Genomic DNA, 18713 nt, shown 5'->3' with positions numbered 1-18713 from the left:
TCAATACCCGCCCGGCAGGAACCGGTCACGCAGCCGCGCATCGGGACGCAGGCAGGTATCCGACTGCCCGAACCACCGATAACGATTGCGCGCAATCAGGTGATAGGCAGGGTCCTTCACAAACCCCGGCAGCACCCGCAGCCCAGCCAGCAGCGACCAGGGCAGGCCCAAGGCACCCATCGCCGCCGCAAAGGCATCCAGCCGCTGGTAGATCCGTCCATCCACGATCACGAGATTGGTTTCAAACGCCTTCAGCGGCAGGCCAAGCGCCGCATAAAGCCCTTGGCCCAGCGGGCTTTGTGCCGTGGCAAAGCTGAACCGCTCAGCCCTGTCCCGCGCCAGCACAAAACGGAAAAACCCGGAACACAGCACGCAGACCCCATCGAAAACGATCAGGTCACGCCCTGCGATCAGGGCCTGCAAAGGGGGCGGCAGGTCGGTCACCGGGATTGCGCGTGTCATGCTCTCTAGCTGGGCACGCCACAGTTCTGCGTCAAGCGGCAGCGATGCCGCAGCCCTGCGGCGAAATTGGCGCAGCCTTCGGCGGATGCTTGCCGCCCGGCCCGGCTTTGTCTAATCAGAAAGCGCAAGGAAAGGGGCCAGATGCGTATCCTGATCACCAATGATGATGGCATCAACGCCCCCGGGCTTGAGGTGCTGACCGAAATCGCCCAAGGCCTTGCCGGCCCTGAGGGCGAAGTCTGGACCGTGGCCCCCGCCTTTGAACAATCGGGCGTCGGGCATTGCATCAGTTATACCCACCCGATGATGATCGCCAAGCTGGGCCATCGCCGCTATGCCGCAGAGGGCAGCCCTGCCGATTGCGTGCTGGCCGCGCTCTATGATGTACTGCAAGGGGCCAAGCCCGATCTGGTGCTGTCGGGGGTGAACCGGGGCAACAATGCCGCCGAGAACACGCTGTATTCCGGCACGATTGGCGGCGCGATGGAAGCCGCCTTGCAGGGCATCCCGGCCATTGCGCTCTCGCAATTCCTCGGCCCCGAAACCGCCGATCTGGCTGACCCGTTCGAAGCGGCCCGCGTCCATGGCCCGGCGGTTGTCAGATCGCTGGTGGATGCCGGGTTGTGGCAGCGCGAGGCGGATTACAAACTGTTCTACAATGTGAACTTCCCCCCCCTGCCCGCCAGCCGGGTCAAGGGCGTGAAGGTCGGGCCGCAGGGCTTTCGCCGCGATACCGCCTTTTCGGTGGAGCCGCATCATTCGCCCTCGGGCCGGAAATTCCTCTGGATCAAGGGCGGCCCGCAGCATACCCCGACCCTGCCGGGCAGCGACGCGGCGCTGAACCTGTCGGGCTATATCTCGGTCACGCCGATGCGCGCCGATCTGACCGCGCATGACATGCTGACCGAGCTTGAGGCGCGGCTGGCATGACGACAGGGGCGCCGGATCAGCCTGACGACCCGGCGGAACGCAAGATGCGCTTTCTCTTTGCCCTGCGTTCGCGGGGGATCACCGACAGCCGGGTGCTGACCGCGATGGAGCGGGTGGATCGCGGCCAGTTCGTGCGCGGCATCTTTGCCGATCGCGCCTATGAAGACATGCCGCTGCCGATTTCCTGCGGTCAGACCATCAGCCAACCCTCGGTCGTGGGTCTGATGACGCAGGCGCTGAATGTGCAGCCGCGCGACGTGGTGCTGGAGGTGGGTACCGGATCGGGCTATCAGGCCGCAATCCTGAGCCTTCTGGCACGCCGGGTCTATACCATTGACCGCCACCGCCGTCTGGTGCGCGAGGCAGTGGCGCTGTTTCAGGACCTGAGCCTTGCCAATATCACCGCCGTTGCCCGCGATGGCAGTTTCGGCTGGCCGGAACAGGCGCCGTTCGACCGCATCATCGTCACCGCCGCCGCCGAAGACGCGCCGACCCCGCTGTTGCAGCAGTTGAAACCGGGGGGGATCATGGTGTTGCCGGTCGGTCAATCGGATCATGTTCAAAGCCTGATCAAGGTGACCCGCACCGAAACCGGCTTTGACTACGAAGAATTGCGCCCGGTGCGCTTTGTCCCACTGGTCGAAGGTCTTGCGGTCGAGTAAAGTTCCGCTCACAACATAGCGTATTGTGCAGGACCCGGATCAACCGGGCAGGAACGAGGCGAGCCATGGTTACCACCCGCATTTCCCGCATTCCGCAATTCATACTGATGGGCAGCGCCTTGATGCTGCTGACGGCCTGCAACAATGGCATCGGCGGCGGGCGGCCCTTTGACTGGGATTTCCGGCCACGCGGCATCTCCACCGCCGATGCGGCGCTGGCCGCCAGTGCGAACCGCCCCACGCCCGATGCGCGCGGCGTGATCTCTTACCCCGGCTATCAGGTTGCCGTGGCGCGACGCGGCGATACGGTCGGCGCTCTGGCCGCGCGGGTCGGGATCGATGTCGGTGAACTGGCCCGCTACAACGCAGTGCAGCCGGGCGATCCGCTGCGCGAGGGCGAGGTGATGGCCCTGCCCCGCCGGGTGGCCGAAGCCAGCACCGCCCCCGGTGCGGCGCCTGTGGCGACAGGTGCCATCGTGGGCGCCCCGATCCGCGCAGGCTCCATCGATGTCACCACCGTCGCAGGTTCGGCCATCAACCGCGCCAGCCCGGCCCCCACTGCCGCCCCGCAAGGCTGGCAGACCGGCCCGCAATCCGCCGCACAAGCCCCGGGCGTGGAACCCGCCCGCCATCAGGTCAAGCGCGGCGAGACGGCCTTCATCATTGCCCGGGCCTATAACGTGAACCCCAAGGCCTTGGCGGAATGGAACGGGCTGGATGCGCAGATGACCGTGCGCGAAGGCCAGTATCTGCTGATCCCGACCCCTGCGCCTCAGGCCGTAGCGACAGCTGCCCCGTCTGCAACGGCAGTCACCGTGCCGGGCGAAGGCACACCGACCCCGGTGCCGCCCTCAGCCGCCAAACCGCTGCCCACGGTGGATGAACCCCCCGTGGTGGCCCTGCAACCGCCTGCCGAACGCCCCACCAAACCCGCCGCCCCCGGTGCCAAACCCGCCCCGGCAGCAACCCCGGCGGCTCCGGCCAAGCCGGTGGCCGATCTGGGCGCGACCCGCAGCGCGGCCTCATCCGCCAAACTGGCGATGCCGGTCTCGGGCCAGATCATCCGGGGCTATGCCAAAGGCAAGAACGAAGGCATCGACATCGGGGCCGGTGCTGGCACCAGCGTGGCCGCCGCAGGGGATGGCACAGTGGCCGCCATCACCAAGAACACCGATGGCGTGCCGATCCTCGTGATCCGCCATGCCGACAATCTGCTCACCGTCTATGGCGGGATTGATGCGGTCTCCGTGGCCAAAGGGGCCACGGTGAAGCGCGGCCAACCGATTGCCAAGGTGCGCGCGGGATCGCCGTCCTTCCTGCATTTCGAGGTGCGCAAGGGCTTCGACTCGGTCGATCCGCTGAAATATCTGCAGTAACTGCGCCCGGCCTGCGAACGCCTCCAGAAAGACCAAGGCCGGGCCTGATGCCCGGCCTTTCCGTTTTTCCGCGGCAGCCCGGTCCGAAGGGGGTCGATCCCCCTGAGGACCGGCCCCCGTCGCAGATCAGGCCAGCGCCACACCGTGGCGCGCCGCCAGATCGGTGAAGAATTGCCAGGCCACCCGACCCGACCGCGCACCGCGCGTGGCCTGCCATTCGATGGCTTCTGCGCGCAGCTGATCGGGCGCGACATGCAGGCCATAGGCCGCGCAATAGCCGTCGATCATCGCCAGATACTCGTCCTGCCCGCAGGGATGGAAGCCCAGCCACAGGCCAAACCGGTCGGACAGCGACACCTTCTCTTCCACCGCCTCGCTCGGGTTGATCGCGGTGGACCGTTCATTCTCGATCATGTCGCGCGGCATCAGATGGCGGCGGTTCGATGTGGCATAAAGCACGACATTTTCGGGCCGCCCGGCAATGCCGCCATCCAGCACGGCCTTCAGGCTCTTGTAATGCTGATCGTCCTGACTGAAGGACAGATCATCGCAGAACAGGATGAAACGCGATGGTGCCCCGCGCAGATGCGCCAGCAGCCGCGCGACCGACGGCAGATCCTCGCGCGCCAGTTCCACCAGCTTCAGATCATGGCCCTCAGCCCGCACGGCGGCATGGACGGCCTTCACCAGGCTGGATTTCCCCATGCCCCGCGCCCCCCACAACAGGGCGTTATTGGCAGGCAGGCCCTGTGCGAAATGCCGGGTATTGGCGTGCAGCGTATCGCGCGCGCGGTTCACCCCCACCAGAAGCGACAGGTCAACCCGTGACACCACAGGCACCGGCACCAGACGGTCAGGCCCGGTCTGCCAGACGAAAGCCTCGGCGGCGGCCAGATCAGGCGCAGGGGCAGGCGGCGGCGCGAGGCGCTCCAGCGCCTCGGCAATGCGGTTCAGGGCTGCATCGGTCATGTGTCGGCGTTTTCCTCGTCGGTTTCATCCCACAGGCCTTCGGCCCGCAGCTCCGCCTCGCGCTTCTTTTCAAAGCGCGAAATCAGCAGGATCGACAATTCGTAAAGCGGATAGACGGCGAAGAACAGGATCAGCTGGCTCATCACATCCGGGGGCGTTGCGATGGCGGCGACCATCAGGATCAGCACGATGGCATATTTGCGCATCCCCTTGAGCCCCTTGGACGACACCAGACCGGCAGAGCCCATCAGCGTCAGCAGCACCGGCAGTTGGAAGCACAGGCCGAAGGCAATGATAAGCTTCAGCATGATATCCAGCGTTTCATTCACCTTGCCCTGAAAGACGATGCTGATCCCTTCGGACGGGGCTGCGGGGGCTGTGGCCACCGCATCGACAGGCGCATCGGCCACCAGCGGCACGATCGCTGTCAGCAGCGAAGCCACATCGGCAAAGCCCAGAAAGAACCGCATCGCCATTGGCGTGACGACCAGATAGGCAAAGCTTGCCCCGATCAGGAACAGCACGGGCGAGGCGATCAGGAAGGGCAGGAAAGCGCGCTTTTCGCTGCGATACAGGCCCGGCGCAACAAAACGCCACAGCTGATAGCCGATCACCGGAAAGGACAGGCCAAAGCCCACCACCACCGACACCCGCACCAGCGTGAAGAAATATTCCTGCGGGGCCGTATATTGCATCACCGGGTTCGGATCGCCCAGTTCCCGCATCACCATCTCGATCGGGCGCAGCATGAAATCGAGGATCGGCTCGGCCACGACAAAGGCCGCCAGGATGGCCACGATGAAGGACCCGGCCGCCCAGATCAGCCGCCGCCGCAATTCGGCCAGATGTTCGATCAGCGGCGCGGCGCTGTCATCGATATGGTCTTGGTTGCTCATGCCTCGTCTTTCGGTTCGGGCGTGGCCACGGGCGGCGTGTCACTTGCCGCCTGCCGCGCCGCCGCGTCTGCCGCCCGCGCGGCCCGCCGTTCTGCCACCTCGGCCGCCAAGGCCGCCGTATGCGGCCCAGCAGGTGGCGGGGCAGGTTCGGGTGTCACGGCCGCTGCTGCAGGGGCGGCGCTGGCCGCAGCCGCAACCGGTGCGGCGGGCTTGGGCTTCAGCGGGTCCCAGGCTTCAAACTTGCTGGCCGCCGTCTTGACCGCATCCAGCCCCATGTTGCGGGCAGATGTGACATCGCGCAGATCCTTGGCCACATCCTTCACACCGGCCTCATCCGCCGCATTTTCCATCGCCCGCTGGAATTCGCGCGCCATGCCACGGGCCTTGGCGGTAAACCGGCCCAGAGTGCGGAACATTTCCGGCAGGTCTTTCGGCCCGATGACGACAAGGGCAACCACACCCACCACCATCATTTCGGACCAGCCGATATCGAACATGGTCTATCCTTCCGGTGTCTGAAGGTCCGGGAACTGGCGTTCCGAACCGGCGATCAGACCTTGTCCTTTTCGGCGGGCGTCACATCGCGCGCGGCAGCTTCGGTCTTGGCCTCGATTTCGGCGGTCTCTTCCTTCACGCCGCTTTTGAACGCCTTGATGCCCTTGCCCACCTCGCCCATCAGCGACGAGACCTTGCCCTTGCCAAACAGGACAAGAACGACAACGGCGATAAGCAGAAGACCGGGAAGGCCGATATTGTTGAGCATGAGTGCCTCCTGGGGCTGGGGCGGCGAAATGCGCCCGTCGTGGATCGGTTCTGGCCGGACTGTTGCGCAAAGCCTGCGGCATCGCAGCAGAAAATCGCCCGGGTTCGGTGGATTGCTGACAGGTATATGTCAGTTGCCCTGTGCGAGGAAAGCCCATCACCCGCAAATAAGGAGCTTTGCATGACCTTCCTCCACCCCGCCCGCCCTGCCCGTTTCCCCGCTGATGCCCAAAGGGGTGCCAATGCCACGCCCATCGCCGAAGTGGTGCGCTTTCGCACAGTCGAAGGTGTTTCAGATCAAAGCCTTACAGATGCTGCCCGCGCCAGCGCAGCGGCAGTTGCGGCCCTGCCAGGCTTTGTCTCTCGCAGGCTGATCCGCGATGAAACCGGGCTCTGGACCGATTTCGTGGTCTGGGACAGCCTGCAAGCCGCACAGGACGCCGCTGCCCAGGTCATGCAGATGGCCGAATTCGGCCCCTTCATGGCGGCGATCGATGTCAGCAGCATCGAGATGTCGCACCAGCCGATTCACCTGTCGATCGGTGGTTGATGACGGGCGGGCGGTCGGGCACTGTGGCGTCATGCGCCGGACCGACCGCCTGTTCGAACTGATCCAGCTGCTCCGTGACGGGCGGCTGCACCGCGCCTCGGAACTGGCCGAGGCGCTGGAGGTTTCGACCCGCACGATCTGGCGCGACATGGCCACGCTGATGGCGTCGGGCCTGCCGCTGGAAGGCGAACGCGGCGTGGGCTATATCCTGCGCGCACCGATCACCCTGCCCCCCATGGTGCTGACCGCCGCCGAGATGGAGGCGCTGCGACTTGGGGTCCGGCTGGTGGCCGAAGGTGCCGATCCGGGGTTGGCTCGGGCAGCACGCGGGTTGGCGTCCAAGATCGCGTCGGTCCAGCCGCCTGCCCCTGGGGAAGAGACCGATGACCTGTTCGTCTTTACCGGATCGGAAACCCAAAGGGCCGCGCCACATCTGCCCGCAATCCGCCGCGCCATCCGCGAAAGGCTGCGCCTGTCGATCAGCTATATCGACCTGCAGGGCCGCGAAAGCCATCGTGACATCCGCCCCTTGCAGCTGGAATTCTGGGGTCGTGTCTGGACCTTGGCAGCCTGGTGCGAAGCCCGCCGCGATTTCCGCGCCTTCCGGGTGGATCGCATCGTGGCGATTTCGGAAACGCTGGAACATTTCCCCGATGAACCGGGCCGCAGGCTTGAGGATTATCGGGCACGCCTTGCGCAGGGCGAAACCGCGACCGAAAGCCCGGTCACTGATCTGTCAATCCACGACGCGCCGGGAACACGAAACACCGATCCCGCCGGATCATGAGCCAGAGCGGCGTTTCCGCCTTGGGCAAAAATACGCCCGGAACCGCTGCCGTCAGGGTCGATCCATCATAATCCATCTCGAATTCGATCAGGCTTTCGCGGCCCAGAAACCGCGCGCGTCGCACCCGGCCCCGGGCCGGGGTGCCATCTTGCGGCGTGGGGTTCGGGCCGCGCCCGGCCCTGTCGAAATCGATCTTCAGATGCTGAGGGCGAATGATGATTTCCACCTCGGCCCCATCGGCATGGCCGGGCGTCAGGAAATCGCCAAAGGGCGTCGGCGTCAGCGCCCCCCGGGATATACCTTTGATCACGTTGATATCGCTGAAGAAAGCCGCCGCCGCCTTGTCGGCGGGCTTCATGTAGACATGATAGGGCGATCCGCTTTGCACGATCCGACCGCCGCGCATCAGCGCGATTTCATCGGCCATGCGCAACGCCTCGTCCGGTTCATGCGTCACCAGAAGAACAGCGGCGCCTTCCTCCTTCAACACGGCCAGCGTGGTGTCGCGGATGCCATCGCGCAACCGGTTGTCCAGCCCTGAAAAGGGTTCGTCCATCAGCATCAGCCTTGGCCGGGGCGCCAGCGCCCGGGCCAAGGCGACCCGCTGCTGTTCGCCCCCCGAAAGCTGGTGCGGATGCTTGTCGCCATAGCCAGTCAGGTTCACCCGTTCCAGCAATTCGCCCACCCGTGCAGCACGCGATACCCGGTCGCCCTTCAGGCCAAAACCCACATTCTGTGCAACCGTCAAATGCGGAAACAATGCGAAATCCTGGAACATCATGCCGATGCCCCGGGCTTCTGGCGGCGTGATGTGGCTCGGGCCGCAGACCTCGGCCCCGTCAATCAGGATGCGGCCCGTATCTGGCAGTTCCACCCCGGCAATCATCCGCAGCGTGGTGGATTTGCCGCAGCCCGACGGCCCAAGCAGACAGGTTACCTGCCCCGCGGCAATGGTCAGCGATACGCCATCCACCACCGGTTTGCCGCCAAAACTGCGGGTCAGGCTCTGCACCTCAAGGCGGGGGGCTGGCGTCACGGGGCTTTCCGAGTGATTGTGTCGGCCTTTCCGTAGCAGCCTCGCCCCGGCGCGGCAAGCATCACAGCGTCGCGTTGGTCGCCCCGCCATCCAGCAGGATGTTCTGCCCGACGATGAATCCGGCATGCTGGCTGGCCAGAAAGGCGCACATCGCGCCGAATTCGGCGGCCGTCCCATAACGGCGGGCGGGAATCGTGGCCATGCGCTGCGCCCGCGCCTCTTCCAGCGTAATGCCCTGCGCTTTCACCACCCCGCCATCCAGCGCCGTGGCGCGGTCGGTATCATGGATACCGGGCAACAGATTGTTGATGGTCACCCCATGCGGGGCCACCTGCCGCGCCGTGCCCGCGACATAGCCGGTCAGCCCGGCGCGGGCACTGTTCGACAGGCCAAGCTGCGGGATCGGCGCCTTCACCGATTGCGAGGTGATGTTGATGACACGCCCCCAGCCCCGCGCCATCATGCCAGGCAACAGCGCCGTCATCAGCGCGATCGGGGTCAGCATATTGGCATCCAGCGCCCGGATGAAATCATCGCGCCCCCAATCCCTCCACAGCCCCGGGGGCGGCCCGCCCGCATTGGTGACCAGGATATCCACCGCATCCGCCAGCGCCAGAACCTCGGCCCGCCCGGCCTCGGTGGTGATATCGGCAGCCACCACCGTCACCGACACACCAAACTCTGCCCGAATCCCGGTGGCGGCTTCATCCAATGCGGCCTGCCCCCGGGCATTCATCACCAGATCCACCCCAGCAGCCGCCAGCGCCCGCGCGCATCCCAGACCCAGCCCCCGCGAGGACGCACAAACCAGCGCCCGTTTGCCCGAAATTCCCAGATCCATCCCTGCTCTCCCGCTTGGCCTTTGTGATGACCGCAGGTTAGCCTGCCAGAAGGGCAAGGGAAATCCGCGAAACCGCCGGATTTTTGCTGCAATTCCAGCTTTACCTATAGGCAAGGGCTGCCCACCCGCCTAGGTCAGCACGACAAGACCAAGACCCGAGAATCCGCCCGATGCATGCCGACTCCGCCCCCGCACCGACTTCGCTTCCCGGTCAGGCCTGCATGGTCTTTCCGGCAGAGGCGATCTATGTGGTAAACGGCGTCAATCAGGGCGACCCCCTGGCCCCGCCTGACGAAGTCTGTCACGGCGACATCTATCTGCTGGACCGCGAAACCGAAGCCCTGCGCCTTGTGCTTGACCGCAGCAGCGGCATGGCCATTCTGGCCGCAGGGTCGCAATGCGGGGAACCGGGCACCCCGCTGCAGATGCTTTGCCGCTATACGCTGATGGGCGATGACGGCGACAAGGTCGCCCTTCTCTTGCTGGCGATTCCCGGCGAAGGGCATTTCGCCCTGCCCTTGTCACCGATGGGCGCAGGTATCCACTACACGCTGGTCCATGCCGAAGAAGCACCGGAATCGACTCACCTGTCGGATCTTCTTTGCGTCAGTTTCCTGCGCGGCACCGCGATCACCAAGGCCGATGGCAGCCAGAGCCGGATCGAAACGCTGATCCCCGGCGACCGGGTGTTGACCCGCGATCATGGGCCCCAGCCGATCCGTTGGATCGGCCGCGCCACGCTGCGCGCCGTTGGCCCCTTTGCCCCCGTTGTCATCACAGCAGGGGCCATGGGCAATGCCGGCGATCTCATCGTCAGCCAGCACCACCGCATGTTTCTTTATCAGCGCCAGCGCATCGCCGGGTCGGCCACTTCCGAATTGCTGGTGCAGGCCCGCCATCTGGTGAATGAAGAAACCATCTTCCTGCGCGAAGGCGGCTATGCCGATTACTTCAGCCTTGTGTTCGACCGCCATGAAATCATCTATGCCGAGGGCATTCCGGCAGAAAGCCTGCTGGTGACAGAAGCCACCCTGTCGCGTCTGCCCGTGGAACTGTCGGCCGAAGTGAAGGCCCGTTTCCCCGGACTGAACCAGAACCAGCATTTCGGTTCTGAGGCCGGGCGCAACCTGCTGGAGGCGCTGGAACCCCAGTTGCGGGCCCGCAGCCGCGGCGGGCGCTGACACCGGACGGCTGCCCAACTGATCGAATAGGCCGATCAAATCTCACACTGATCGCTAAATCCGATCAAGTCATTCCCCGTTATCTTGGCCCAAATATCCTGGGGATGCGGGGGCAAAGCCCCCGCTCGGCCCTTGCCAGACAGGGCCGCGCCGGGCTATCTGCGCGCCATGCTGGACAATCGCCCCACCCTTCCGCCCGAAATCGCCCGCCGCCGGACCTTTGCGATCATCGCACACCCGGATGCGGGGAAAACCACGCTGACCGAAAAGTTCCTGCTGTTCGGTGGCGCGATCCAGATGGCGGGCCAGGTGCGCGCCAAGGGCGAGGCGCGGCGCACGCGGTCTGACTTCATCAAGATGGAGCAGGAGCGTGGGATTTCGGTTTCCGCCTCGGCCATGTCGTTCGATTTTGGCCAGTTCCGGTTCAATCTGGTCGATACGCCCGGCCACAGCGACTTTTCCGAAGACACCTATCGCACGCTGACGGCAGTGGACTGCGCGGTCATGGTGATCGACGGCGCCAAAGGGGTGGAAAGCCAGACCCGCAAGCTGTTCGAGGTCTGCCGATTGCGCGACCTGCCGATCCTGACCTTTTGTAACAAGATGGACCGCGAGGCGCGCGACACCTTCGAGATCATCGACGAGATTCAGGAAAACCTGGCCATCGACGTTTCACCCGCAAGCTGGCCCATCGGGCAAGGGCGCGAGTTTCTGGGCTGTTATGACATCCTGAATGACCGGCTGGAGCTGATGGACCGCGCCGACCGCAACCGGGTGGCGGAAACGATCCAGATCAAGGGCCTCGACGATCCGCTGCTGGAACAGCATGTGCCTGCCGATCTGCTGGCCAAACTGCGCGAAGAGCTGGAAATGGCGCGCGAGCTGCTGCCCGGCTTTGACCGCGCGGCCTTGCTCAATGGATCGATGACCCCGATCTGGTTCGGCTCGGCCATCAACTCCTTCGGGGTGAAGGAATTGATGGATGGTATCGGCAAATACGGACCCGAGCCGCAGCCGCAGCCCACGGCCAGCCGCAAGGTGGCGCCCGAGGAAACGCCGGTGACCGGTGTGGTGTTTAAGGTGCAGGCCAATATGGACCCCAAGCACCGCGACCGCGTGGCCTTTGTGCGCCTGGCCTCGGGCCATTTCGAACGTGGGATGAAGTTGACCCATGTGCGTTCGGGCAAGCCCATGGCCATTTCGAACCCGGTGCTGTTTCTGGCTGCCGACCGTGAACTGGCCGAAGAGGCTTGGGCGGGCGATATCATCGGCATCCCGAACCACGGGCAATTGCGCATTGGCGATGCGCTGACCGAGGGCGAGAAGCTGCGCTTCACCGGCATTCCGTCTTTCGCACCCGAATTGCTGCAGGGCGTTCGGGCGGGCGATCCGATGAAGGCCAAGCATCTGGAAAAGGCGCTGATGCAATTCGCCGAAGAAGGCGCAGCCAAGGTGTTCAAGCCGATGATCGGTTCGGGCTTCATCGTGGGGGTGGTGGGGGCGCTGCAATTCGACGTGCTGGCCAGCCGGATCGAACAGGAATACGGCTTGCCCGTCCGGTTTGAACCCAGCCAGTTCACTTCGGCCCGCTGGCTGACGGGGCCGAAGCTGGAGGTGGAAAAGTTCGTCAACGTCAACAAGGGCCATATGGCGCAGGACAATGACGGCGATCTGGTCTATCTGACCCGGCTGCGGTGGGATATCGACCGGGTGGAACGGGATCACCCCGAACTGAAACTGACCGCGACCAAGGAAATGATGGTCTGATCCTGAAAGGATCCGCGTCGGGCCACCGGGCCGCACGGGTCTGCCTGTTGGCTTATCCGTCCATCACCTTGACGCAGGGCCGATTTTGCGCTAACCGGCCTGTGGCAGAAACTGCCACGACGCCGGGGCGCCCGGACAGATGCGTCCCTTCTTCTCCCAGCGGGCCGATCCCGCCCTGACAGGACGTATATGACCAAGTTTTCCGACCTCGCGCTGGACCCGCGCGTTCTGCAAGCCGTCGCTGATACCGGCTATGAGACCCCCACCCCGATTCAGGCTCAGGCCATCCCCTATGCTTTGCAGGGCCGCGATGTTCTGGGGATCGCCCAGACCGGCACCGGCAAGACGGCCAGCTTCTCGCTGCCGATGATCACGCTGCTGGGCCAGGGCCGGGCGCGGGCGCGCATGCCGCGCAGCCTTGTGCTGTGCCCCACGCGCGAACTGGCGGCGCAGGTGGCCGAGAATTTCGATACCTATGCCAAATACACCAAGCTGACCAAGGCGCTGCTGATCGGTGGCGTGGCCTTCGGCGAACAGGACAAGCTGATCGACCGCGGCGTCGATGTTCTGATCGCCACGCCGGGCCGGTTGCTGGACCATTTCGAACGCGGCAAACTGCTGCTGACCGGTGTGCAGATCATGGTCGTGGACGAGGCCGACCGGATGCTTGACATGGGGTTCATTCCCGATATCGAACGCATCTTCAGCCTGACGCCCTTTACCCGGCAGACCTTCTTCTTCTCGGCCACCATGGCGCCGGAAATCGAACGGATCACCAATACTTTCCTGTCGAACCCCGCCAAGATCGAAGTGGCGCGGCAGAATTCGACCTCGGACACCATCGAACAGGCGCTGATCCAGATCACGCCGTCACGCAAGGATCGCAGCTTTGCCGACAAGCGCGCCGTGCTGCGCGCGCTGATCCGGCAAGAGGGCGAGGCCTGCACCAATGCCATCATCTTCTGCAACCGCAAGATGGATGTGGATGTGGTGGCCAAATCGCTGAAATCGCATGGCTTCAATGCCGCGCCGATCCATGGCGATCTGGATCAGAGTCAGCGGATGAAAACGCTGGACGGGTTCCGCGACGGATCGCTGCATCTGCTGGTGGCGTCTGATGTCGCGGCGCGCGGACTGGACATTCCGGCCGTCAGCCATGTGTTCAACTTTGATGTGCCGTCGCATCCCGAAGATTACGTCCACCGCATCGGCCGCACCGGCCGTGCCGGGCGCAAGGGCAAGGCCTATACCATCGCGACGCCCTTTGATGAAAAATACCTGACCAATATCGAAAATCTGGTCAAGCAGCCGATCCCGCGCGGCACCCTGCCCGAAGGTTTTACCCTGCCAGAACCGGGACCGAAGCGCGAAGACAGCCGTGGGCCCAAGGGCAAGGGCGGCAAGCCCGATCGCCGCGAAGATCGCAAACCGACGCGCGACCGTGAGGTGGCCGAGGTTGCCCCTGTGCAAGCCGTGGTCGAGGCCCCCAAGCGCGAAGAGCGCAAGGAAGATCGCCGTGATGACCGTCGCAGCCCCGAACAGGGCCATGTGCACCACCATGGCACGGGCGGGCATTCGCACCATCACCGCGACGAGCCGCGCAGCGATCGCCGCGATGGCGATCGGCGCGACTATCGCAACCGCAATGACCGCGACGACCGGGTTGTCGGCATGGGCGATCATGTGCCGGATTTCATCCTGCGCAGCTTCAAACTGCCCGATCCCACCCCGGAAGAGCCGGAGCTTGAGGCCCCCGAGGTCCAGACCGCCGACGCGGAATGACAGACAAAAAAGGGCGCCCTGACGGGCGCCCTTTTTCTTTACCGCTTCTGCGTGGTCATTCAGACATCAGCCGGCTGACCACCACCGTCACTTCGGGTTTCTTGCCGATCTCTTCGACCGAAACCTGCCGCACGATCCGCTTGATCGCTTCTTCGGTCTTGTCATCATCGCGCAGCAACTTGGCAGGCGCGGTTTCAAGGAACTGGGTGAGTTCGGCCTCCATCGCCTCGGCCAAGGGCTGACCACGCTTGCCAAGTTCCGGCAGCCCCATCAGCTCGACCCAGGCCTCGCCCAACGGATCGTCATTTTCATCAAGGATCACCGTAATCAGCGCATGCCCGTTCAGCGCCATGCGAATACGGTCGCGCACCACGCCGTCGCGCGCGCCGATCAGCACCGACCCATCCAGATACAGCCGACCGGTTTCCAGATATTCGGCAATTTCCGGCGTATCGCCGCTCAGGTCCATCATCATGCCATTGGTCACAACCTCGGATGCAATGCCACGCTGTTCCCCCAGCCGGGCATGTTCGCGCAGATGCCGGTGTTCGCCATGCATCGGGATCAGCATCTGGGGCCGCAGCACCTCGTGCATCAGTTCCAGATCGGGGCGGTTGGCATGGCCGGACACATGATAGCGGCCATTGGTGTCATCCACCACATCGACGCCCATTTCGGAGAAGCTGTTCATGATGCGCAGCACATCACGTTCGTTCCCCGGGATGGTTTTCGATGAAAACAGAAACAGATCACCTTCCTTCAGCTCCAGCCCCAGATAGCGGCCCCGGCTGAGCTGGGCCGTAGCGGCGCGGCGCTCGCCCTGGCTGCCGGTCACGATCAGCATCAGGTTCTGCCGTGATACTTCGGTCGCCTGTTCCGACGGAATGGTGGGCGGAAAATCGGTCAGCACGCCGGTATCCTGCGCTACTTTCACCATGCGCTGCATGGCCCGTCCCAACAGACAGACCGACCGGCCCGCTGCGCGCCCGGCTTCGGCCAGGGTTTTCAGCCGCGCCACGTTCGAGGCAAAGGTTGTGGCCACCACCATCCCGCCCGCATTGGCGATCAACCCATGGATCGGATCGGCCAGCGTGGATTCAGACCGCCCGACATGGGGCGAGAAGACGTTGGTGGAATCGCACATCAGCACCTTCACCGGCGCCTCGGCGGCAATGGCGCGGAAGGCGGCCTCGTCCCAGCCCTCACCCACCACCGGGTTCGGGTCGGTCTTAAAATCCCCCGAATGCACGATCCGGCCTGCCGGAGTGTCGATGATCAGCGACGAGCTTTCCGGAATGGAATGGGCAATCGGCACGAATTGCACCCGGAACGGACCCGCCTCGACCACCGAAGGCCGCGGTTCGACCGTATGGATCACATCCAGCGGCAGGCCGTGTTCATCGAATTTCAGCTTGCCGATGGCGGCGGTAAACTTGCGGGCGTAAATGCGTTTCTTCAGCCGGGGCCACAGATGGCCAAGCGCCCCGATATGGTCTTCATGCGCATGGGTGATGAAGATGGCCTCGATCCGGTCGGCGCGTTCGGTCAGCCAGGACACATCGGGCATGATCAGATCGACGCCGGGCGTGGTATCCATGTCGGGGAAGGTCACGCCCAGATCGACAACGATCAGACGTTCCCGGTCTTCCGGCCCATAGCCATAGACATAGCAGTTCATCCCGATTTCTCCGGCACCGCCAAGGGGCAGGTAGATCAGGCGGTTGGTCACGCTCATGCGGTTTCCAGTTCCTTGTTGTAATGGTGGATCAGCCGCAGACCATGCATGGTCAGATCGTCTTCCACCGAGTCAAACAGTTCGGTTCCCTGCTGGAACAACGGGGCCAGCCCCCCGGTTGCGATGACCTTCATCGGGCGATCCCGTTCGGCACGGATCTGCCGGACGATGCCTTCGACGAGGCCGATATAGCCCCAATACACGCCCGACTGCATGCAGGCCACCGTATTCGTGCCAATGGCCAGCGCGGGGCGGGCAATGTCGATATGCGGCAGCGCCGCTGCGGCCATGTGCAATGCCTCCAGAGACAGGTTCACGCCGGGCGCAATGACGCCACCGATATAGGCGCCATCGGTATCCACGACGTCGAAGGTAGTGGCCGTGCCGAAATCGACAACGATCAGATTGCCGCCATGTCGATCAAATCCACCGACAGTATTGACCAACCGATCAGGCCCCACCGTCGTGCCCTGATCGACGCGGGGGGCCACAGGCAGGGCACATTCCGGCTTGCCCACCACCAGCGGGCGGCAATCGAAATAGCGGTTGCACAACACCCGCAGATTGAAGACCACGCGCGGCACCGTGCTGCTGATGATCGCCTCGGTCACCTGGGCTTCGGTTCGGGTCAGCATCATCAGGCTGGACAGCCAGACGAAATATTCATCCGCCGTGCGCTTGTGATCGGTGGCGATGCGCCATGTCGCGATGAACCTTGCGCCATCCCAGATCGAAAACACGGTGTTGGTATTGCCGCAATCGATGGCCAGAAGCATGGGCCGCCCCCCTAGAAAAAGACCTCGGCCGCGGGGATCGCCTCGCGCATGCCGTTCATGTTCAGCACCAGCGCGCCAGTGTCGTCGATGGTTTCAAAGATACCGTGGCGTTCCTGCGTGCCCGTGCGGGCGCGGATGGTTTCGCCCAGCCGCGCCGCCTGCGCAAGCCAGGCCGAGCGGATCGGGGCGAAGCCATGGGCGACAAATTCGGCCTCCCACCCGGCAAAGGCCGGGGCGAGGTGGTCCAGAAACATCTCTGGCGTGACGCGCAGCCCGGTTTCGCCCAGCAGACTGACCGGCGGCACGGCACCGGGCTCTACCTGATCCACGGTCGGGGCGGCAATCAGGTTCACCCCGATGCCGATGACCAGATGGCCGATGCGTCCGCCCTGCCCCGCACTTTCCAGCAGGATGCCCGCCAGCTTGCCGCCATTCAGCAGCACATCATTGGGCCATTTCAGCGTAAAGGATTGCGGCAGCCCGGTCAGCGCCACGCAGGTCTGGTGCAGCGCAAGGGCAGCAATGAAACTGCGCAGCGCCGCGCGGTCGGGTGCGCCATCCGGTTGCATCACCAGACTGCCGTAGAAATTTCCACGCGGGCTGGACCAGCCACGCCCGCGCCGGCCACGCCCGGCGGTCTGTTCGCCCGCAATGACCCACGCCGGACCTGTCAGGCCCGGCGCGAGGGAAGAGGCATAGGCATTTGTGCTGTCAACACTGGCAAGGGCATGGCGGGCCACACCCTCGGGCCAGCGGGGGGCCTTAGCGGACAAGTGCTTCCGCCGCCACGGCAGCCATCGGATCGATGCCGAACAGGTTGACCGCGCCCAGAACAACCAGCGCCGCCGATCCCATCAGGGCCACCCATTGCACGGCACCCATGCGGCTTTGCACGCCATCGGCCTCTTTGCCGAAATACATGAAGAACACGAGCCGCAGGTAATAGAACGCCCCGATCACCGAAGCCACGACACCGGCAATCGCCAGCCAGGTCATCCCCGCATCCACCGCCGCTTTCAGCACATAGAACTTGCCGAAAAAGCCGATGAAGGGCGGCACGCCCGCAAGGCTGAACATCAGGATCAGCACCGCCAGCGCCTTGGCCGGTTCGGCCTTGGAAAACATGTTCAGGGCGGCAATGTCCGACACCGGCTTGCCATCGCGTTCCAGCGACAGGATGAAGGCAAAGGTGCCGATGTTCATGGTCACATAGATCGCCATATAGACCAGCATCGCCTGCACGCCGCCCGCGGTTCCCGCAGCCAGAGCCATCAGCGCATAGCCCATATGGGCGATGGAGCTATAGGCCATCAGGCGCTTGATATCCTTCTGGCCGATGGCGGCAATGGCCCCCACGAACATCGACAGCGCCGACAGCGCCGCGATCACCTGCCCCCACTGATCGGGGATGGTGCCAAAGGCATCATGGGCCAGACGGGCGAACAGGGCCATGGCGGCAACCTTCGGTGCGGTGGCGAAGAAGGCGGTCACCGGGGTCGGCGCACCTTCATAGACATCGGGCGTCCACATGTGGAACGGCGCGGCCGATACCTTGAAGGCCAGACCGGCCAGCATGAACACAAGGCCGAACAGCAGCCCGACGGGAATACCATGGCCCAGGGTGGAGATGATGCCCGAGAACAGCGTCGTGCCAGCATAGCCATAGGTCAACGACGCGCCATAAAGCAGCAGGCCCGAAGACAGCGACCCAAGCACGAAATACTTCAGACCGGCTTCGGTGGATTTCACGCTGTCGCGCCGGAACGCCGCGATGACATAAAGCGCAAGGGATTGCAGCTCCAGGCCCATATACAGCGCGATCAGATCGCCCGCCGATACCATCATCATCATCCCGACGGTCGCAAGCGCGACCAGAATCGGGTATTCGAACTGCGCCAGCCCCCGGCGCTGCATGTAATCCTGGCTCATCAGCAGAACGGCAGCGGCCGACAGCAGGATGGTCACCTTGGCGAAGCGTGCAAAGGGATCATCGTTGAACATGCCACCAAAGGCGGTGCGGGCCCCTTCGCCATTCACCCCGATCCAGAAGGCCAGAATCAGTAACATCCCCGCCGTGGACCAGGTGATTGCCCCGGTCAGCTTGTCCTTGCCGGTATAGACGCCGAACAGCAGCGCCGCCATGGCATAGACCGACAGCACGACTTCGGGCAGGACAGTGTTGAAATCAGACGCGTTCATCG

The 18713-nt window shown here is 64.1% G+C and carries 19 protein-coding genes; 8 read left to right on the top strand and 11 right to left on the bottom strand.

The genetic code is table 11. From position 1 onward, the window contains the following. Positions 1–462 carry a thiol-disulfide oxidoreductase DCC family protein gene (locus V6590_RS04055; protein WP_335419947.1) on the bottom strand — a complete coding sequence of 154 codons (462 nt, stop codon included), beginning with the start codon at positions 460–462 and terminating at the stop codon, positions 1–3. A 141-nt stretch (positions 463–603) separates the two neighbouring features. Between V6590_RS04055 and surE the strand changes: the two genes are divergently transcribed. The 3 genes from surE (at position 604) to V6590_RS04040 (ending at position 3430) form a co-directional block, all read left to right on the top strand. Then, on the top strand, positions 604–1392 hold the full coding sequence (gene surE / locus V6590_RS04050; RefSeq protein WP_335419945.1) for a 5'/3'-nucleotidase SurE: 789 nt from the start codon (positions 604–606) through the stop codon (positions 1390–1392). Then, entirely contained in the window at positions 1389–2054 is a 666-nt protein-coding gene (locus V6590_RS04045) for a protein-L-isoaspartate(D-aspartate) O-methyltransferase (protein WP_335419941.1), read from the top strand. The genes surE and V6590_RS04045 overlap by 4 nt, the downstream gene beginning before the upstream one ends. A 65-nt stretch (positions 2055–2119) precedes the next feature. Further along, positions 2120–3430, top strand: a complete 1311-nt coding sequence (locus V6590_RS04040) for a peptidoglycan DD-metalloendopeptidase family protein (RefSeq protein WP_335419938.1) — start codon at positions 2120–2122, stop codon at positions 3428–3430. Positions 3431–3556: 126 nt separating this feature from the next. On the opposite strand, the gene V6590_RS04035 is transcribed toward V6590_RS04040, so the two are convergent. From V6590_RS04035 to tatA, 4 genes are read right to left on the bottom strand one after another with little or no spacing between them, the layout of a single operon-like run. Continuing rightward, positions 3557–4399, bottom strand: a complete 843-nt coding sequence (locus tag V6590_RS04035; RefSeq protein WP_335419935.1) for an ATP-binding protein — start codon at positions 4397–4399, stop codon at positions 3557–3559. Beyond that, positions 4396–5295, bottom strand: coding sequence for a twin-arginine translocase subunit TatC (tatC, locus tag V6590_RS04030; RefSeq protein ID WP_335419933.1), 900 nt, complete (start codon positions 5293–5295; stop codon positions 4396–4398). The genes V6590_RS04035 and tatC overlap by 4 nt, the downstream gene beginning before the upstream one ends. Continuing rightward, positions 5292–5792, bottom strand: a complete 501-nt coding sequence (gene tatB / locus V6590_RS04025) for a Sec-independent protein translocase protein TatB (protein WP_335419931.1) — start codon at positions 5790–5792, stop codon at positions 5292–5294. The genes tatC and tatB overlap by 4 nt, the downstream gene beginning before the upstream one ends. Before the next feature lie 53 nt (positions 5793–5845). Continuing rightward, positions 5846–6058 (bottom strand): twin-arginine translocase TatA/TatE family subunit, encoded by a 213-nt coding sequence (gene tatA / locus V6590_RS04020; protein ID WP_335419928.1) that lies wholly within the window; start codon positions 6056–6058, stop codon positions 5846–5848. A gap of 180 nt (positions 6059–6238) precedes the next feature. On the opposite strand from tatA, the gene V6590_RS04015 reads away from it, so the two are divergent. Next, on the top strand, positions 6239–6607 hold the full coding sequence (locus tag V6590_RS04015) for a hypothetical protein (RefSeq protein ID WP_335419926.1): 369 nt from the start codon (positions 6239–6241) through the stop codon (positions 6605–6607). Positions 6608–6638: 31 nt separating this feature from the next. Beyond that, positions 6639–7394, top strand: a complete 756-nt coding sequence (locus V6590_RS04010) for a helix-turn-helix transcriptional regulator (RefSeq protein WP_335419922.1) — start codon at positions 6639–6641, stop codon at positions 7392–7394. Here the strand turns inward: V6590_RS04010 and V6590_RS04005 are convergent. After that, positions 7333–8430: an ABC transporter ATP-binding protein gene (locus V6590_RS04005; protein WP_335419919.1), complete on the bottom strand. Its 1098-nt coding sequence runs from the start codon at positions 8428–8430 to the stop codon at positions 7333–7335. The two genes, V6590_RS04010 and V6590_RS04005, sit on opposite strands and share 62 nt — an antisense overlap. Positions 8431–8491: 61 nt before the next feature. Continuing rightward, complete coding sequence (locus V6590_RS04000; protein ID WP_335419915.1) at positions 8492–9271, bottom strand: SDR family oxidoreductase; 780 nt, start codon at positions 9269–9271, stop codon at positions 8492–8494. A 170-nt stretch (positions 9272–9441) separates the two neighbouring features. Here V6590_RS04000 and V6590_RS03995 point away from each other — a divergent pair, with 170 nt between their 5' ends. The 3 genes from V6590_RS03995 to V6590_RS03985 all read left to right on the top strand — a co-directional run bounded on the left by V6590_RS03995 (position 9442) and on the right by V6590_RS03985 (position 14001). After that, the gene (locus V6590_RS03995) at positions 9442–10452 is read left to right on the top strand and encodes a Hint domain-containing protein (protein WP_335419911.1); all 1011 of its coding nucleotides are present in this window, start codon (positions 9442–9444) and stop codon (positions 10450–10452) included. Between the two features lie 168 nt (positions 10453–10620). After that, on the top strand, positions 10621–12219 hold the full coding sequence (locus V6590_RS03990; protein ID WP_335419909.1) for a peptide chain release factor 3: 1599 nt from the start codon (positions 10621–10623) through the stop codon (positions 12217–12219). Positions 12220–12408: 189 nt separating this feature from the next. Continuing rightward, positions 12409–14001 (top strand): DEAD/DEAH box helicase, encoded by a 1593-nt coding sequence (locus V6590_RS03985; protein WP_335419906.1) that lies wholly within the window; start codon positions 12409–12411, stop codon positions 13999–14001. Between the two features lie 55 nt (positions 14002–14056). Here V6590_RS03985 and V6590_RS03980 read toward each other — a convergent pair whose 3' ends face one another. Genes V6590_RS03980 through nuoN form a run of 4 tightly spaced genes read right to left on the bottom strand, consistent with a single transcriptional unit; the run spans position 14057 to position 18711 of the window. Beyond that, positions 14057–15736, bottom strand: coding sequence for a ribonuclease J (locus V6590_RS03980; protein WP_335419904.1), 1680 nt, complete (start codon positions 15734–15736; stop codon positions 14057–14059). Then, on the bottom strand, positions 15733–16512 hold the full coding sequence (locus tag V6590_RS03975; protein ID WP_335419901.1) for a type III pantothenate kinase: 780 nt from the start codon (positions 16510–16512) through the stop codon (positions 15733–15735). Before V6590_RS03975 ends, V6590_RS03980 begins: the two co-directional genes overlap by 4 nt. An 11-nt stretch (positions 16513–16523) precedes the next feature. Then, on the bottom strand, positions 16524–17252 hold the full coding sequence (locus V6590_RS03970) for a biotin--[acetyl-CoA-carboxylase] ligase (protein WP_434063230.1): 729 nt from the start codon (positions 17250–17252) through the stop codon (positions 16524–16526). A 22-nt stretch (positions 17253–17274) separates the two neighbouring features. Beyond that, positions 17275–18711: an NADH-quinone oxidoreductase subunit NuoN gene (gene nuoN, locus V6590_RS03965; RefSeq protein ID WP_335419896.1), complete on the bottom strand. Its 1437-nt coding sequence runs from the start codon at positions 18709–18711 to the stop codon at positions 17275–17277. Between the last annotated feature and the right edge of the window lie 2 nt (positions 18712–18713).

Source organism: Gemmobacter denitrificans, assembly GCF_036964905.1.
GTDB lineage: Bacteria > Pseudomonadota > Alphaproteobacteria > Rhodobacterales > Rhodobacteraceae > Gemmobacter > Gemmobacter denitrificans.
Note: the sequence above shows the minus strand (reverse complement) of the source record. Positions and strands in the feature narration are given on the sequence as shown.